We start from the raw sequence: 15,589 nt of genomic DNA on the forward strand, positions 1-15,589 counted from the left end.
CATACAAAACTGCAATATTTTACAATGCAGGGTCCTGCTAATCGTTCATAGTACTTCTGATGCTAGGTGATCCCTAGTGGAGGAGGAATAGCTTTGAATACCAACAACTTATCTGTAACAGCCCAGCCGACCATCGGTTTTACCAGCGACAATATTGCAGGCACTTCGCCGCAGGTGCTTGAAGCACTTGCGCGATGCAATGTCGGGCAGGAATCACCCTACGGCAACGACGAATACACCCAGAATGTAGAGCGTATGCTCTGCGAAATCTTTGAGACAGATGTGAGTGTGTTTCTGGTGCCGACAGGCTCTGCGGCCAATGCGCTGTGTCTGAGCGTACTGTCTCCACCGTGGGGATCGATATTGTGTCACCCGGAAAGCCATATCAATAATGATGAGTGTGGTGCGCCTGAGTTCTTTACCAATGGCGCGAAGCTGGTGTCGATTGAGGGTGATAACGCCAAGATTGATCCCGTGCAGTTACAGGCTAAGATTCGCAACAAAGTGGGTGATGTGCATTCGGTGCAGCCATCCGTTGTCAGTATTACGCAGGCAACAGAAACCGGCAGTATCTATTCTGTTGCGGAAATTGAAGCGATTGGTGCGATCTGTCGTGATGCTGGCGTCCGTTTGCATATGGACGGTGCGCGTTTTGCCAATGCGCTGGTGGCACTGGATTGTTCTCCCGCTGAGATGACATGGAAAGCGGGTGTGGAAGCTCTGTCGTTTGGTGCCACCAAGAATGGTGTGCTGGCGGCGGAAGCGATCGTTCTGTTTGATAAAAGTCTTGCCCCTGAGATGGGGTTCCGCCGTAAACGTGGTGGCCATCTGTGTTCCAAAATGCGTTTCTTATCCGCTCAAATTGATGCGTACCTGCGCGATGATCTGTGGTTGAAGAATGCACGTCACGCGAATGATATGGCGGCGCGTTTATCCGAGGGTTTATCTGCGATTGAAGGGATCGAGCTTGCGGGTCAGACCGAATCAAATATCATCTTCTGTCAGTTGCCGCAGGAGGTGATTGATAACCTGATCTCTCAGGGATTCCGTTTTTATCATGATCGTTGGGGACCGGGTGTGGTTCGGTTGGTGACAATGTTCTCCACCCAGCCAGAAGAGGTTGATCGGTTCGTCTCGGCCACTAAACAATTGTTGTCATAACGCTTTTCGCTGCAGTCACCTGAAGCCCCGGTGGCTGCAGTTTTTGATATAATTAGCGATTGTAGATTCATGTTTTCCCGATTGATCAAGCTTATGAGGACTTCATGAAGGATCATGTAGAGTATCATCGTAATTCTGATACGCCTGATCTGGTTTTGAGTGAAGGCCTTTACTCGGAATACAGATTTGAACCCCACTACCATATCGATTATCACATCGGTCTGGTGGTTGAGGGCGTCCAAAAACAGTGTTTCCAAGGCAGCTCCGTGCTACTCGGGCTCGGGCGTATTTCGATTATGCCACCCGGCGAGATCCACGATGGTATTGGCCACGAACAAAACGCTTACCGCCTAAAAACCTTTCGTATTTCCCCTGACCTTATTTCGGGTTATTTTTCCGAAATCTATGATACTCATCGTGATCCGTTTTTTGGTGGGGCGATGATGGAAAATCCCTATATCGCAAATCGTTTGTTGCAGGTTTTTTCGGCTATTCAGAGCGGGGATTCGATCTCAACGCTCGCGGTAGAAGAGACGTGGTTTAAGTTACTGGAGCCGTTGCTCTCTGATCTTTGTGTGCTTTCACCTCATGAGAACAAAGGCACATTAGCGGCCAAGCATTGGGATTGGGTGCGAGAATATTGTCATGCGAATCTGGGTGACAAGATCGTACTCGATCAGTTGGCAAAGCTGTGTGGGTTAAGCCGTTATCAGTTTTTGAGGCGTTTCGAACGTACCACCGGCGTAACCCCTCATGCGTGGCTGACGCGTCTGCGCCTTGAGCATGCCTGCAGACTGATGCGTCATACCGACAACAGCATTGCGCAAGTGGCGAGTGATGTCGGTTTCTACGATCAAAGTCATTTCAATCGAGCCTTCCGTCAGGCTTATGGCGTTCCGCCGTCCAAATACTAGCTCTATTTCGGTAAAAAGCAGGCATCTTCATGGCTTAAAAAAGATGCCTGAAAGGGGCTGTCCATTTTCAAGAGAGAATGTCAGTTGCCTGGTGCGAGTTAATGCGCCTCGCTATCAAGGTACTGATCAACTGAAACACTCAAGATGCGCTTGTGTGTCAGGTACACGTAAATCAGCATGCCGGACATCATCCCTGTGAGTGATAACACGTTGCTGGGCAGAAAGGAGCTGGCGACGGTGATCGATACACACACTAGGGTGTTGCCAATAATCGCTTTGCGCCACGGTGGGAATGCATACCAGTAAGGTACTTGTTTGCCCAGATAAAAGAACACCAGACCGATAATGGCCAGTAGGCTAAATGTTGGTGTGTCCAGATCTCCCAGAATCGAGTGGCGGATCATATTGGCCAGTATCAGTAGACCCATGCAAAGGAACAGATGGCTGTAGATCAGTACGTTTGCGGTGGTTAAGCGTTTACTGCGCTCCAGTGCTTCAAAGCTATCGAAGTAGATCCACCAGATCGCACCGATCATCGCAAAGCCGACAATCGCACCGGTAATTGATGTCATCTGCCAGCTCACATCGGACAGTGCAGCGACCATCGCAATGACGGATTCACCCAGGATAATAATTGCCAGCAGGCCCACACGTTCTACCAGATGACGTCTATCGATCGGCCGGGTTTCTGCTTTATGGCGAAGTACGATTTGCCACACCATGTCTACGGCGATACCTGCGTAGAACAAGATGAATTTAACCCAGCCCTCGAAGGCCAGCGCGCTCAGGCTAATGGCTGCTCCGGCTGTGATGGAAAGTGCCATATCCTTTGCAAACACAACCTCATCACTGTGACGACTATGGATATAACCGTACAACCCGGCCATCAGCAGGCGAATAAAAGCATAAAGTGCGACGAACTGACTGAAGTGTTCTTCTAGGCTCGTCTCAACAAAGGTCGACATCAGCACCAATAAGCCCATGATGCCTAATGTGATCAGGCGCTGCTCTCGGCTATCGCGATCAAAGCGGTTGGCAAACAGGGTGTGGGTCATCCAGATCCACCATACGGGGATAAATACCAGTGGAAAGCGGGCCAGTTGTTCAATTCCGATATGGCCATTGTGGGTGTGGGCAAGGTCGTGGGTAACAACGCCAATTACGGCGACAAAGACAAGGTCAAAAAACAGTTCTAACCAGGTCGCGTGTCGATTTTTTGAGAGGTATAGCGGGGTGATCATTACTAATGTGCCTTTTAGGAGGTGAATTCCTTGGGTTTAGGGGCAAATATGCGCGAGATTGATGAGGGTGGATTGTAAAAAGTTGCAGCGTTTGAGGGTGAATAGGTGCAGCCCTGCCTCCCTGCGAAACGCTGGGGGCGTCCGTACTTAAGGGAGGAGGGCTGCGATACTGTAAGGAGCATGACTGGGTAAGTTACGCCTCAAACAACACGTCAGTTCTGATGATGTACTTGGTGCCCTTCAGGATCTCTTCTGAACTGTGAAGGCAGTGCATCGGATGTCTGCCGTGTGGGAAACAGAGGACGCTGCCGGCAGGTGTTCTGATGTCTACCTTCAGAGAATCTTTTTCGGTGTATCCCGGTTTGCTTGGGTCATCTTTGTTTACCCAAAACTGCGTACTTCCACCCTCGAAATCTTCACTGAGCAGCACCAAAAACGTCATCTTGCTCCAGCGATCAGGATAGGCATCCGGCACCAATGTGTTATCGATTACCCGACTACCGGGCCAGTCGCCGTCGATGTGCGGCTTGAAGTAGTCACCGACACCGTATCGATAAAAGCGGAAACGTGCGTTGATTCCCAGTGGTTTTTTGCCGTCGAAGATGTTGTTGGGATCACCCATAAAGTCGCACGTGCGTTGCCAGAACGTACCATCGGTGAGCTCATCCACGACCCAGGTCACGTTGTCATTGTGTCGCACATTACGGGGCAGGGAGACTGCGGCGTCTTCCATATAGCCGAGCGACTCGGTAATGCTGATGAGGCGCTGGCACTCTTCCTGCGACAGAACATTCAGGATCTGAAATGCGCCTGGTACTTCCGGAATATCCCTACGTGATATCTCCCGATCATGTGTTTCGTCTAACAGAGCAGGGTTAGGTTGGGTATTGGCCCAGGTCGGTAGTGCCGGGTGCTCAGCGCCGGGTTCTCTGGCGACTATATAAAAATTATCGTTGCTCATGTTCGTACCTGTCGTTTTGACGCTTATCGGTGGCTCAGGAGTCGAACCTGAGCGAATTGTCGATGGCCTGCGGCTGAGCCATGGAAGCCATAACCGCTGTGTTTGGCGCCTACCCAAGGGCTGTCGCCATTACCGCCCACCCCTTGATTGATCGCAACCATGCCTGCTTCAAGCTGCTCGGCAACTTCTTTAGAGCCTTGTGCGCCAAAGACCACGGCTCCGAGTCCATAAACAGAGTTATTGGCACGTTGAATCGCTTCATCAATCGATTCGAAGCGGCTGATAGCTATCACCGGGCCGAAGGTTTCTTCCTGTTCGATCAACATTTCCGGGGTCATATCCGCAATGACGGTTGGTCGAATATAGGGTGGCTTTTGGCTGAGATCGCCCAGTAACAGGGTTGCACCGTTATGTACCGCATCCTGAATGTGACGCATCACATTGTTATGTTGCTGCTTATTGATGATCGGACCGATGTGAACACCGCTTTCGTTCCATGCACCGGCTTTAAACTCGGACGCAATTTGAACGACACGCGCTTCAAAGCTGTCTGCAATGGATGCATCTACATAGATACGTTCGGTGGACGTACACATCTGACCGGTATTTTCCAAGCTGCCAGCCACGGCGAAGCGGGCTGCAGCTTCAATGTTTGCGTTGTTCATCACGATCATTGGATCGTTGCCGCCTAACTCCATGACTAAGCGCTTCAGGCCACCCGCAGCGCGGGCCATGATGTCTTTACCTGTTGCCATGGAACCGGTGAAGGCGATCAGGTCAATATCAGACTCAACCAGCGCCTGGCCTATATCCCCGTGACCGTGCACGATCTGCAATACGTGGGCTGGCAGTACTTCATTGACCAGTTCAATAAACGCCTGTGCGATCAGTGGTGTTTCTTCTGAAGGTTTAAAGATCACCGTGTTGCCTGCGACCAATGCAGGAACAATCAGATTGCAGGCCATCGCCATTGGGTAGTTCCAGGGCGAAATAACCGCCGCAACACCCAAAGGCTGGTAGTGCAGTTCGGTGGTACGGTCTATTTTGGAATTTTGTAATGCGCTGAATGCCTGCTCTGCGATATAGCTGGCGGCATAGCTTGAGCCGCCGACTTCAGACATTGAGCGGCGGGCATCTTTGCCCATCTCTGTGCTTAGCAGGCAGGCCAGTTGATGGGTATGAGGCTCAATCCGAGAGAACGCGTCCTTCACCAGGTTCATGCGGGCGGATGCCCCCAGTGCCTTCCACTTCGGTGCCGCTTGTTTAGCATTGGATACGATTACGTCGATGTCAGAGAGACGTGTCAACGGGACTTCGCCCAGCAGCTTGCCGGTACTGGGGTCATAGGATTTTAACTGTGTGTTCATGGCTGCTCTTACTCGTCGATCTTTTAATGGCTTAAGCGTCTGGTGATGAAGGAATGGTCGTCCATGGCGATTGTTTATCCGCTATGCCTGATACGCGGGATAATCCGTATATCCTTTATCCGTGCCGCCATACATGGTGGCAGGGTCGACTGCATTCAAAGGCCAGTCGTTACGGATGCGCTCAGGTAGGTCAGGGTTGGCGATGAACGGGCGGCCGAAGCCGAAAATATCACCGTTCCCTTGTTCCAGAACACGCACGGCTTTTTCGGCAGAGTACTTACCTGCGTACATAATTCTGCCGTCGAAGTGATCGCGAACCGCTTGGTAGAAATCATCCGGCAGATCAGGCGCGTTGTCCCAGTCGGCCTCTGCCAGTGACAGGTAAGCAATACCGGCGGCGTTCAGTAGCTTAATCGCTTCGATATAGGTGGTGTGCGGATCACTTTCCACTAATCCCAGATAGACACGATCTTCATCGGTGCTTTCAAAAAGTGGGGCGAAACGTACACCCAGACGGTTGCTGCCGACGACTTCAGAGACAGCCTCGACGATCTCCTTCAGGAAACGCAGGCGGTTTTCCAGGGAGCCGCCATATTGATCATCCCGTTGATTGGTGTGTTCAGAGATAAACTGGTTGACCAGATAGCCATTAGCGCAGTGCAATTCAACCCCATCAAACCCCGCAGCGAGTGCATTCTGAGCGGCTTTTTTGTACATCTGTACCAGCTCTTTCACTTCGTCGGTGCTAAGTGCACGGGGTTCACTTGGGTCGGCCAGTGCGCCTTCTCCCGGTCCTGTCTCGATAAAGACTTTCACCGCATCGGCGCGCAAGGCAGACGGTGCGACAGGTGCTTCACCGTTTGGCTGCAGTGAGTGATGTGAGACCCGACCAACATGCCAAAGCTGAGCGAAGATAACGCCACCTTGCTGATGCACGGCGGTGGTTACTTTTTTCCAACCCTCGACCTGCTCGGACGAGTAGATGCCCGGTGTCCAGGCATATCCCTGACCACGCGGTTCGATCTGAGTACCTTCGGTGACCATGAAGCCAGCGCCTGCACGTTGAGCATAGTAGTTCGCCATGAGTTCATTGGCGATGTTACCCGGTTGTGAGCTTCGTGAGCGGGTCAGCGGAGGCAACACAATACGGTTCTTGAGGGTGTACGGACCCAATTGGGTTTCACTGAATAGTGCGGTGTTTTTCACAATTGTTACCTGAATATCTATTACGTTGGCTGAAAGTTTGTTTCCGTTAAAACAGACCCAGCGTTTTCTCATTAAGGCTGATGAAGATATTTTTCTTCTGGGTGTAGGCTTCCAGCATCGATTTATGAGTTTCCCGACCGATGCCGGATTTCTTATAACCACCGAACGGTGCATGCGCTGGTAATTCGTGGTAGGTGTTGACCCACATGCGACCGGTCTCTACGGCACGCGCGACACGCAGTGCGCGGTTGATGTCCTGTGTCCAGACGCCACCCGCCAGACCGTAGTCAGACTGATTGGCCATTTCGATCACTTCATCTTCGGAGGAGAAAGGAATGATCACGACCACCGGACCAAAGATCTCCTCCTGCGCAACTTTCATGGCATTGTTGGCGTGAGTAATGATGGTCGGTTCGATAAAGAAACCGTTTTCCAGGCCGGGTTTAACCAAACGTTTGCCGCCGGTGAGAATCGATGCGCCTTCGTCCTCAGCGATGTCGATGTAACCGAGAATACGGTTCATCTGTGCTTCGCTGATCTGGCTGCCCATCTGGGTGGTTGGATCCATAGGATCACCCACATTCACGCCTTCAAATTTGGCTTTCAGTTCAGTGATGAACTGATCCACAATCTCTTCGTGTACAAACAGGCGCGCGCCCGATTCACACACCTGTCCCTGATTCAGCAGAATCGACAGAGCGGCGCCTTCCAGGGCTTTATCCCAGTTTGCATCAGGGAAAACGATGTTGGCGGATTTACCACCCAGCTCCAGCGTGGCTGGAATCAGCTTATCTGCGGCGGCTTTAGCCACGTTGTAACCGATGCCCGTTGAACCTGTGAACGCCAGCTTTTCTATCTTCGGATGATCGAGCAGTGACTGACCCGCTTCAGGACCAATACCGGTGACAACGTTAACCACGCCATCCGGGAGTACTTCTTTAAAGATCTTGGTCAGTTCCAGCAGGGTGATCGCGGTCATTTCGGATGGCTTGATGACGACGGTGTTACCGGTTGCGATGGCAGGAGCGATTTTCCACGCAGCCATCAATAGAGGGTAGTTCCACGGAATCACCTGGCCTACAACGCCCAGTGGTTCACTGAATACCAGACTCATGGTGTTTTCATCCAGCATGACCGCTTCGTCGCTATGGGAGCGAATAACCCCGGCAAAATAACGGAAGTGATCGATGGCGAGTGGAACATCAATAAGGCTGGTTTCACGAATTGGCTTGCCGGTTTCCAGTGCTTCCAAGCGGGCAAATTCATCTTTACGGCTTTCCAGTAACTCAGCAATTTTCAGCAAGGCATCCTGGCGTTGCACGGGTGTGGTTTGTTTCCACGATGGAAAGGCTTTCGCTGCTGCCTGCACCGCGGCATCGATATCGCTCGCGTCCGCCAGTGGAATCGTCGTCAGGATCTCTCCTGTTGCCGGGTTAAGGCTATCCATGCTTCGACCAGAATTGCTTTCAACCCATTCGCCACCGATAAACAGCTGATAGGAGGATTGAGGCGTTATGTTGGTTACTGCTTGATTCATATCTCGCTCCGGGTGTTTAGAGATTAAAACGACCTGACGTCCACGGTATGCGGACCGTCTGAACTGCACTAAGACGATAGAAATGGTAGGGAGGCAGGGATACAATTAGAAACAAGTATTCATTGTTTAGGTTACAAATATGAATGGTATTGGTCGTTTAGATCTCAAACAACTGCGAGTTTTGGAAGCATTACTGCAAGAGCGAAACCTGTCACGGGTTGCCACTAAGATGGGGTTAACCCAACAGGCGATCAGTGAGCAGTTAAGAAAGTTACGGGATGTTTTCGATGACAGGCTGTTTGTTCGACATAGCAACGGCATGATTCCAACGCCATTGGCTGAAGAATTGGGTGAAAAGGTCAGTCGTATTCTGAATGATGTGGAAGGTTTGCTAACGCCTGCGGTATTCGATCCGGCAACATACAACGGGGTATTTCGTATCAGTGCGACGGACTATGCCATTCAGGCAATTTTGCCGGAGTTACTGGGAGTTGTGCGCAGGTCTGCACCTGATTTGAAAGTGATCGTGCGTGATTTTGAGTCTGATAATCTGAATCAGCTGCTGGTATCCGGAGAACTGGATCTGGCGCTAACATTTCCATCATTTATTCCGGACAGCTTGCCAAACGCGTTGTTATTCGAAGAGCAGCACGTTTGCGTAGCAGGGCGTTCCTCCGAATTGATTGATAGAGCGCTTACGCTGGCGGAGGTGGCTGCACTGCCTCAATTGGTGATATCCCCGTCTCGTGCCAACCTGCGTGGTTCACATGATGAGTGGTTTGCATTGCAGGGTTTGAGGCGAAACATCGTGATGTCTGTTCCCAGTTTTTCTGCCGCGCCAGATCTTATTGCAGCCACGGATATGATCGCTTTTTACCCGTCTCGGTTGTTGCCGAATGAGAAAGTTGTGCCCTTGAATCTCGATACGAAGCCGCCAAAGTTTGAGGTGATTGCTGCCTGGCATAGCCGTTCCAATCATACGCCTATCCATATGTGGATTGTGGGGCAGTTAAGAAACTTGTTTATGTCTAAGGCGTAACGCAGATTCGTTCAGGCTGGATAACGTGTCAGTCCGTAGAGTACATTCCCGGTCCGAGTGGACGTTCTTATATGCTTGTGATCAATGGTTTACGCTGCTCACCCGGAATTAGGAATTTTTCCTATTCACATATGGGGTAGTAGTAACTACATTTTTAAGTAGTCTTAGGGCGTAAGGCTGACGGTAAATAGAGCATTAGTTGCTCTAATCGCTATGTGGTCTACGCTGATGTTATTGGTTTATCTTGCATGTGCAGAAACTTGGATGCGTAGAGCTGATTATCCAATGGCAGGATTAGTTTGTAGTACCGCTTCGCAGTAGCAAAAAGGAACGTATGAGGCTTACTACTCAAATTTGCGTCGTGCAAACCGGCAGAGGAGCTGAATATGCGCGTAGGGAGTAATGGAAATGCATACTGGCACAGTTAAATGGTTCAACAACGCTAAAGGTTTTGGTTTTATCGTTTCACCTGAATATAAGGAAGATCTGTTTGCGCACTATTCGCGTATTGTGGCAGACGGTTATAAGAGCTTGAAAGCGGGACAGTCTGTTGAGTTTGAGACGCAGCCGGGTGATAAAGGAACACATGCCATTAATATCAAAACGATCGAGTAGGACGGTTGGAATAAGCTCCATTATTGATGGACTCGCTCTGTAAAAGAGCTGAAGTCAGAGACTAAAAAGCCACCTCATTGGGTGGCTTTTTACGTTGTGGCTCAGGACTCAGATTGCCTGCTTATTCCATCTCGTTAATCTGGCGACGGATATCATCCATCTTCGCAGTCATCACTTTTTCAAGGTGATCCAGATCGGACAGGAACTTCGCCTTCGGATCCACCGGATCAACTTCTTTACGACGTGCATCCAGTTTTTTCAGTTCTTCCAGTGCGGCTACCAACTGCGGACTGATCTTATCCATCTGCTCGAACGCTTTAGCGTTACGAACTTCCAGTGGAATACCGCGACGACCACGAATGAAGGAGAACTTCTTGCTGCGAGACAGAAGGGAGCCTTTAGGTCGCTTGTAGTAGATCTTCAGCACATCGGTATCACCCTGATGGCGAACAGTGTACTTATCGATGCTGTCGACAGATTTAACGCCCATTTTTTCCAGGGTTGGGTAATCAGACATGATTTGCGTATTCTCAATCAGTTGCGCTTCATCTCAGAAGCACAGGGCTCAAAAAATAGGTATTGCTGGCTTCCTCTGCCTTCAGTGATGAGGGGGAGTCCCCTGAAGTATAGAAGAAGTATTGTTCGGGCCGCAGCACTCACTACGACCTGATGGCATTTTGGAGCTGAGAACGTCAGTTCAGTAATGCCTGGTTATTATTATTTGAGCTGAGACAGTTGACCTGTTTCAGGGATGGGCAAGGCCCTGATTGCTGCTTTCCTGGCGGGTAATCTCTGTGTGTGGCAGAGAGGCTGGAGGGCAGCTTTCGGCGGCAATACTAGGGGTATACCTTAGGGCCAGTTAGGGCCAGTTGTGTCTAATTGATGGTGCCAGATTAAGGTGTTGATATTAAAGGGTAAATATATTGTGATGGTGCCAGTTTGGTGGTTTTTTGAGTGGGTTTTTAGGTCCAGTTTTGTGCCGGTTAAAGAGGGCTCAGTGACACCTGATATAGCGTCATTGATGGTATCACTGATCCCTGACAACGTTTACTGCTTATTTAGGACTTTTTGGCCTGACGGGCGTGCTTGCATGCGATGGATATAGCGGCTCAGTAATGAATCTTCCGGTAGTAATGTTGCTGCATTGGGTGTGCCTGAAAGGTAGTCGAGCATCGGGGTGAGGATCGCATCTGCATAGCTGTACTGATCGCCGCAAATAAACGGGTGATCTCCAATCAACTTTTCGAGTAGCGTGAGCATCTTAATCACTTCAGGCTCGGCTTCTGCAACCTTATCCAATCGAATCTGACCATCCGGGCCCTTAGGGAACGCGAATTCCAACAGGTACTGTCGCACGATTGTCTGATCGACATACTGTGAAATAGCACGACTCCATTGATCGATCTGTGCGCGCCCGTAGCTGTCTTCCGGTTGCAGAGCCGGGCCATCAAAGGTGGCATCGATATAGCGGCAGATGGTGGCTGTTTCGAATATCGTGCGATCGTTGTGAAGCAGGGCCGGAATTTTTCCAAACGGATGGTACTGCTGGTGGGCTTCTCCGTTCAGTGCCAGTGGTTCACCATTGATCTCAAATTTAGCTTCGTAGCTAATCCCTTTCTCTTCGCAGCACAACATTACCGAACGCACGAAGGTGCTAAAAGCAGGGCCGAGAATCTGAACTTGAGCAGACATGGTAGCTGTTCCTTATGTGTGGTTTGTGTAGGAGATATCTATGTGGTTTTCATCGCTTTGTTACCTACAATGCTAGTGGGAATGACAATATGTTAAAGAACATATTTTGATGGTTAAGTAGGATAGATCAGATACCTTTTTAATGTGAGTGTAAGCCATGCCCTGGGGACCGGAGCAAAAGCAGCAGAGTCGCGAACGTATCCTGAACAGTGCGGCTAAATTATTTACGCAGCATGGCTTTGACCATGTTGGCATCAATGAAGTGATGGCGGATGCGGGAATGACACGGGGGGCTTTCTATGCGCACTTTTCGTCTAAGGCTGAGTTATACGCAGAATCCATCGCAACGGCGGCTAAAGCGGCGCATCTGAAAGCCATTGAAGCACTTGGCTCAGATGCGAGCCTACAACGAGTGGTGAAGGGTTACCTGAGCGAAGAACACCGCAGTGGGGCACAGATTAATTGTCCGTTAGCGCTGTTGATCACAGATATTGGGCAGCGGGATGATAAGGTCCGTGAAGCTTATACACGGGTGTTTAAAGGATTTGTGAATCTGATTGCCCAGGGAGGGGATGCGGATGCTGATGAGGCGCATCGGCAGGCGTTGCAAAAGGCGGTGTTGATGGTCGGGGGGATGGCAATCTCCAGAGCAATTAATGACGAAGAGTTAGCCGCGACGTTGCTGGATGTGTGCCGCAACGGCGTACTGGATGGTCAAGAGGCTTAGTCAGTGATGGGCGCCAAGTACATGCCGCACCGGTTGTCCCGTAGGCCGGAAACAGGACAACCGGTTTGACGACTAACGTCGCCGTGCAAGCATGTTCAGGATATCTCTGAAGACACTGTTCTCCAGAGTTTCTGGCAGGTCGAGGGCCAGATTGTTTCGGTAGTAAGGGCTTAGATCCAGACCAAATCCCAGCGCATAGAGTTCCAGATCACCACGGGCTTCCAGCATGCCGCTGACCTGCTTGAGATGATTGTCCAGATAGTCTGCGTCGTTGGATTGGCTGGTGGCCGTTTCCATCGGGCAGCCGTCAGACAGAACGATGAGGATACGGCGTTCTTCCGGGCGCTTCGTCAGACGTTCAGCAGCCCAAAGCAGTGCTTCACCGTCGATCCCTTCTTTGAATATATCCGGCTTCAGCATCGCGCTGATGCTTTGACGTGCCTGACGCATCGACGTATCGGCATCTTTGTAAACGATATGTTCCAGCTCGGTCAGGCGCCCCGGGTTCGGTTGTTTGCCTTGGGATACCCAACGTTTATACAGCTTTCCGCCTTGCCAGCTGCGGGTTGTGAAACCCAGAATTTCAGTACTGGCACCGGCTTGTTCCAGTGCACGGCACATAATCTCAATCAGCATCGCTACCTGACCGATATGCTCCTTCATCGAACCGGAGTTATCCATCAGGAAGGTGACGCAGCAGTTGTTATGGGGCTGATAGCGCTCTTTGCGGAACAGCTGTCGAAAATCGGGGGAAGTGACCAGTTTACTGAGACGACGGGCGTCCAGATAACCTTCCTCTTCACCGAAGTTCCAGCCATCGAGCTCTGGTGCCGACAGGATCATCGCCAGATCCCGTGCCAGACGCGGTACGTTGACACCTTGTCCGCGTATTTTTTTGTCCAGTTGTGCCCGCAGTTTTTTCCGCAGAAACGAAACAACGAGTTTGTCGGCTTCTATCACCCGGTCATTTTCCCGAGAGTAGACCTGATAGCTTTCGAGCTGGTCCATCATCTCGCGATAGCGCGCGCGACTGGATTGAGACGATGGCCCCGGCAGCTCACCGTTCAGATCGGATTCCGGGTAGAGAATCAGGCCAAAATCATTAACTGCTTCATCTGCTTTGGAGGTGCGATCGTCGTCGTCATCTTCGTCGTCCAGGTTGCTGACCAGTTCATCGATGACTTGTACCAGCTCCAGTGTATGTGTAGCAAACGTTGCCTGATCGGTCACGTTACGTTTCATGCCCACCAGCGCACCACCAATATGCGGTGCCAGCATCATACGATGAGGCTCTATCAGTCCTTCGGTTGCTTCGTTAACGGGCTGACCAGACAGGCGCGACCACACCACTTGAGCAACGGTATACACCAGCAGGCCCACGTGGTTTTCGGTCATGTTGGAGGCGCAGAAGGCTGCGCACCACGCTTTGTAGCGGTGATCGAGGTTCTTTTTAGCGCCGGGATGACGGGGATCGACCAGTGTTTCGACCCGCAGCTGCTCCAGCAATTCAAAGAGTAACTGACCGACGGCCGTGGCTGGCATCATCTTCTGATGCAGCTCTCGATCGCTGTGTTTCAGGCGCAGCGCGATACCGTCTGCGGCCCCGCGGAACGACATGAAATCATCACTCTCAAGGTCGGGCTTCAGGTGGGGGGCACGGATACCGGATGGCCGACCATTGACTTCAGGACGGCGGCCCCGGTAAGCAAATTGGCGTTCACCGGAAAGCGCGCGTACGGATGCACCGCAGAGTTCTTCAACCTGCTGTTGCAGACGTTCCTGACGAGGCTGGTTATCAGTGTTCGCCATCGGCCATGACTCCAGCTGCCTGATGGGCCCAGGATTCTGTCAGTTCCTGATCAAAGCAACGCTGGAAGAACTCGGCGATCATCGGGCGCTCGACTTCATCACACTTGTTGAGGAATGAGAGTCGGAAGGCAATCGCTGGGTCACGGAAAATTTCGATGTTCTCCGCCCAGGAGATAACGGTACGTGGTGACATCAGTGTAGAGATATCGCCTGCGGCAAAGCTATTACGTGTCATATCTGCCACGGCGATCATGGAACGGGCCAGCTCGGAACCGGAGTCATTCGCCATGCTCGGCACACGTGCCTGTACGATTTTGACTTCGTCATCGGTTGGCAGATAGTTCAGCGTAGTGACGATGTTCCAGCGATCCATCTGCGCCTGGTTGACCATTTGCGTGCCGTGGTACAGACCGGTGCTGTTACCCAGGCCAATGGTGTTGGACGTCGCAAACAGACGAAACTGGCTGTGCGGGTGGATCACCTCATTCTGATCGAGCAGGGTGAACTTACCATCACGTTCCAGAATACGCTGGATTACGAACATTACGTCGGGACGACCTGCATCGAACTCATCAAAGATCAGTGCGGTTGGTCGACGCAATGCCCAAGGCACGATGCCTTCCTGAAACTCGGTGACCTGTTTGCCATCTTTCAGCACAATCGTGTCTTTGCCCACCAGATCAAGACGGCTGATATGGCCGTCCAGATTGATACGGACACACGGCCAGTTCAGGCGTGCAGCAACCTGTTCGATATGGGTGGATTTGCCTGTACCGTGCAGGCCCTGAACCATCACGCGGCGGTCGCGGCTAAAGCCTGCCAGAATCGCCAGAGTGACTTCCGGGTTAAATTGGTACGCAGTATCAACTTCAGGTACATGATCATCGCGTTGGCTGAATGCCGGTACTTTCAGATCGGTATCGATTCCGAAAACATCACGCACAGAGATCATAATATCTGGCTGATCCACCTTAATATCGGACATAGTTCTGTCATCCCGTTATATCTTATTGTTGGTTCCAGTCTATTGGATCGGGCAGGTATGCCAGTGAGCCAATTTTAGCCTTTCGTTACAGCCAGTTGGCCCCATCTGGCCCGTACAGTGTGCTAGGGATCGTTACGCTTGTCGCAACCTATGCCGAGCCCGTAGAGCGAACCCCAGAACTCGGCCTGTCGATAGACACGTAGGTTGGGTGGAGCAACGCGATACCCAACAGGGAGGGTATCCGGCAACCGCCAGAGGTGTTGGGAATCGCTGCGCTCGTCCCAACCTACGTTGAGGATGTAGAGATTCAGGCGAATGTAGATTGATATGTAGAT

At 51.2% G+C, this 15,589-nt stretch carries 15 protein-coding genes; 5 read left to right on the plus strand and 10 right to left on the minus strand.

Going from position 1 to position 15,589, the window contains the following annotated elements:
- Positions 1-93 precede the first annotated feature (93 nt).
- Both IOQ59_RS20795 and IOQ59_RS20800 read left to right on the plus strand, forming a co-directional pair.
- On the plus strand, positions 94-1,161 hold the full coding sequence (locus IOQ59_RS20795; RefSeq protein ID WP_193955404.1) for a threonine aldolase family protein: 1,068 nt from the start codon (positions 94-96) through the stop codon (positions 1,159-1,161).
- A gap of 104 nt (positions 1,162-1,265) precedes the next feature.
- Entirely contained in the window at positions 1,266-2,075 is an 810-nt protein-coding gene (locus IOQ59_RS20800; protein ID WP_193955405.1) for an AraC family transcriptional regulator, read from the plus strand.
- A 98-nt stretch (positions 2,076-2,173) separates the two neighbouring features.
- Here the strand turns inward: IOQ59_RS20800 and IOQ59_RS20805 are convergent, their stop codons facing one another.
- The 5 genes from IOQ59_RS20805 to IOQ59_RS20825 all read right to left on the minus strand — a co-directional run bounded on the left by IOQ59_RS20805 (position 2,174) and on the right by IOQ59_RS20825 (position 8,387).
- A complete protein-coding gene (locus IOQ59_RS20805) occupies positions 2,174-3,316 on the minus strand; it encodes a low temperature requirement protein A (RefSeq protein WP_193955406.1) in 1,143 nt (380 codons plus the stop codon).
- A gap of 193 nt (positions 3,317-3,509) precedes the next feature.
- On the minus strand, positions 3,510-4,277 hold the full coding sequence (locus IOQ59_RS20810; protein ID WP_193955407.1) for a prolyl hydroxylase family protein: 768 nt from the start codon (positions 4,275-4,277) through the stop codon (positions 3,510-3,512).
- Positions 4,278-4,300: 23 nt separating this feature from the next.
- Positions 4,301-5,644 (minus strand): aldehyde dehydrogenase family protein, encoded by a 1,344-nt coding sequence (locus tag IOQ59_RS20815; protein WP_193955408.1) that lies wholly within the window; start codon positions 5,642-5,644, stop codon positions 4,301-4,303.
- Between the two features lie 81 nt (positions 5,645-5,725).
- Complete coding sequence (locus tag IOQ59_RS20820; RefSeq protein WP_371871906.1) at positions 5,726-6,850, minus strand: alkene reductase; 1,125 nt, start codon at positions 6,848-6,850, stop codon at positions 5,726-5,728.
- 46 nt (positions 6,851-6,896) lie between these two features.
- Positions 6,897-8,387: an aldehyde dehydrogenase family protein gene (locus IOQ59_RS20825; RefSeq protein WP_193955410.1), complete on the minus strand. Its 1,491-nt coding sequence runs from the start codon at positions 8,385-8,387 to the stop codon at positions 6,897-6,899.
- Between the two features lie 139 nt (positions 8,388-8,526).
- Here IOQ59_RS20825 and IOQ59_RS20830 point away from each other — a divergent pair, with 139 nt between their 5' ends.
- Together IOQ59_RS20830 and IOQ59_RS20835 are read left to right on the plus strand one after the other, a co-directional pair.
- On the plus strand, positions 8,527-9,426 hold the full coding sequence (locus IOQ59_RS20830; RefSeq protein WP_193955411.1) for a LysR substrate-binding domain-containing protein: 900 nt from the start codon (positions 8,527-8,529) through the stop codon (positions 9,424-9,426).
- Positions 9,427-9,834: 408 nt separating this feature from the next.
- Positions 9,835-10,041 carry a cold shock domain-containing protein gene (locus IOQ59_RS20835; RefSeq protein ID WP_193955412.1) on the plus strand — a complete coding sequence of 69 codons (207 nt, stop codon included), beginning with the start codon at positions 9,835-9,837 and terminating at the stop codon, positions 10,039-10,041.
- Between the two features lie 121 nt (positions 10,042-10,162).
- Here IOQ59_RS20835 and IOQ59_RS20840 read toward each other — a convergent pair whose 3' ends face one another.
- Together IOQ59_RS20840 and IOQ59_RS20845 are read right to left on the minus strand one after the other, a co-directional pair.
- Entirely contained in the window at positions 10,163-10,558 is a 396-nt protein-coding gene (locus IOQ59_RS20840; protein ID WP_193955413.1) for a DUF3461 family protein, read from the minus strand.
- 530 nt (positions 10,559-11,088) lie between these two features.
- Complete coding sequence (locus tag IOQ59_RS20845; RefSeq protein WP_193955414.1) at positions 11,089-11,733, minus strand: glutathione S-transferase family protein; 645 nt, start codon at positions 11,731-11,733, stop codon at positions 11,089-11,091.
- A gap of 157 nt (positions 11,734-11,890) precedes the next feature.
- Between IOQ59_RS20845 and IOQ59_RS20850 the strand changes: the two genes are divergently transcribed.
- Positions 11,891-12,460, plus strand: coding sequence for a TetR/AcrR family transcriptional regulator (locus IOQ59_RS20850; protein WP_193955415.1), 570 nt, complete (start codon positions 11,891-11,893; stop codon positions 12,458-12,460).
- Between the two features lie 72 nt (positions 12,461-12,532).
- Here IOQ59_RS20850 and IOQ59_RS20855 read toward each other — a convergent pair whose 3' ends face one another.
- From IOQ59_RS20855 to IOQ59_RS20865, 3 genes are all read right to left on the minus strand, one after another.
- Positions 12,533-14,269, minus strand: a complete 1,737-nt coding sequence (locus tag IOQ59_RS20855; RefSeq protein ID WP_193955416.1) for a cobaltochelatase CobT-related protein — start codon at positions 14,267-14,269, stop codon at positions 12,533-12,535.
- Positions 14,256-15,254: an AAA family ATPase gene (locus IOQ59_RS20860; RefSeq protein ID WP_193955417.1), complete on the minus strand. Its 999-nt coding sequence runs from the start codon at positions 15,252-15,254 to the stop codon at positions 14,256-14,258. The genes IOQ59_RS20855 and IOQ59_RS20860 overlap by 14 nt, the downstream gene beginning before the upstream one ends.
- Positions 15,255-15,376: 122 nt before the next feature.
- Positions 15,377-15,589 (minus strand): hypothetical protein (locus tag IOQ59_RS20865; protein ID WP_193955418.1); only part of this gene is annotated, 213 nt, incomplete at its 5' end.

Source organism: Pontibacterium sinense (assembly GCF_015209595.1).
Lineage (GTDB): Bacteria > Pseudomonadota > Gammaproteobacteria > Pseudomonadales > Balneatricaceae > Pontibacterium > Pontibacterium sinense.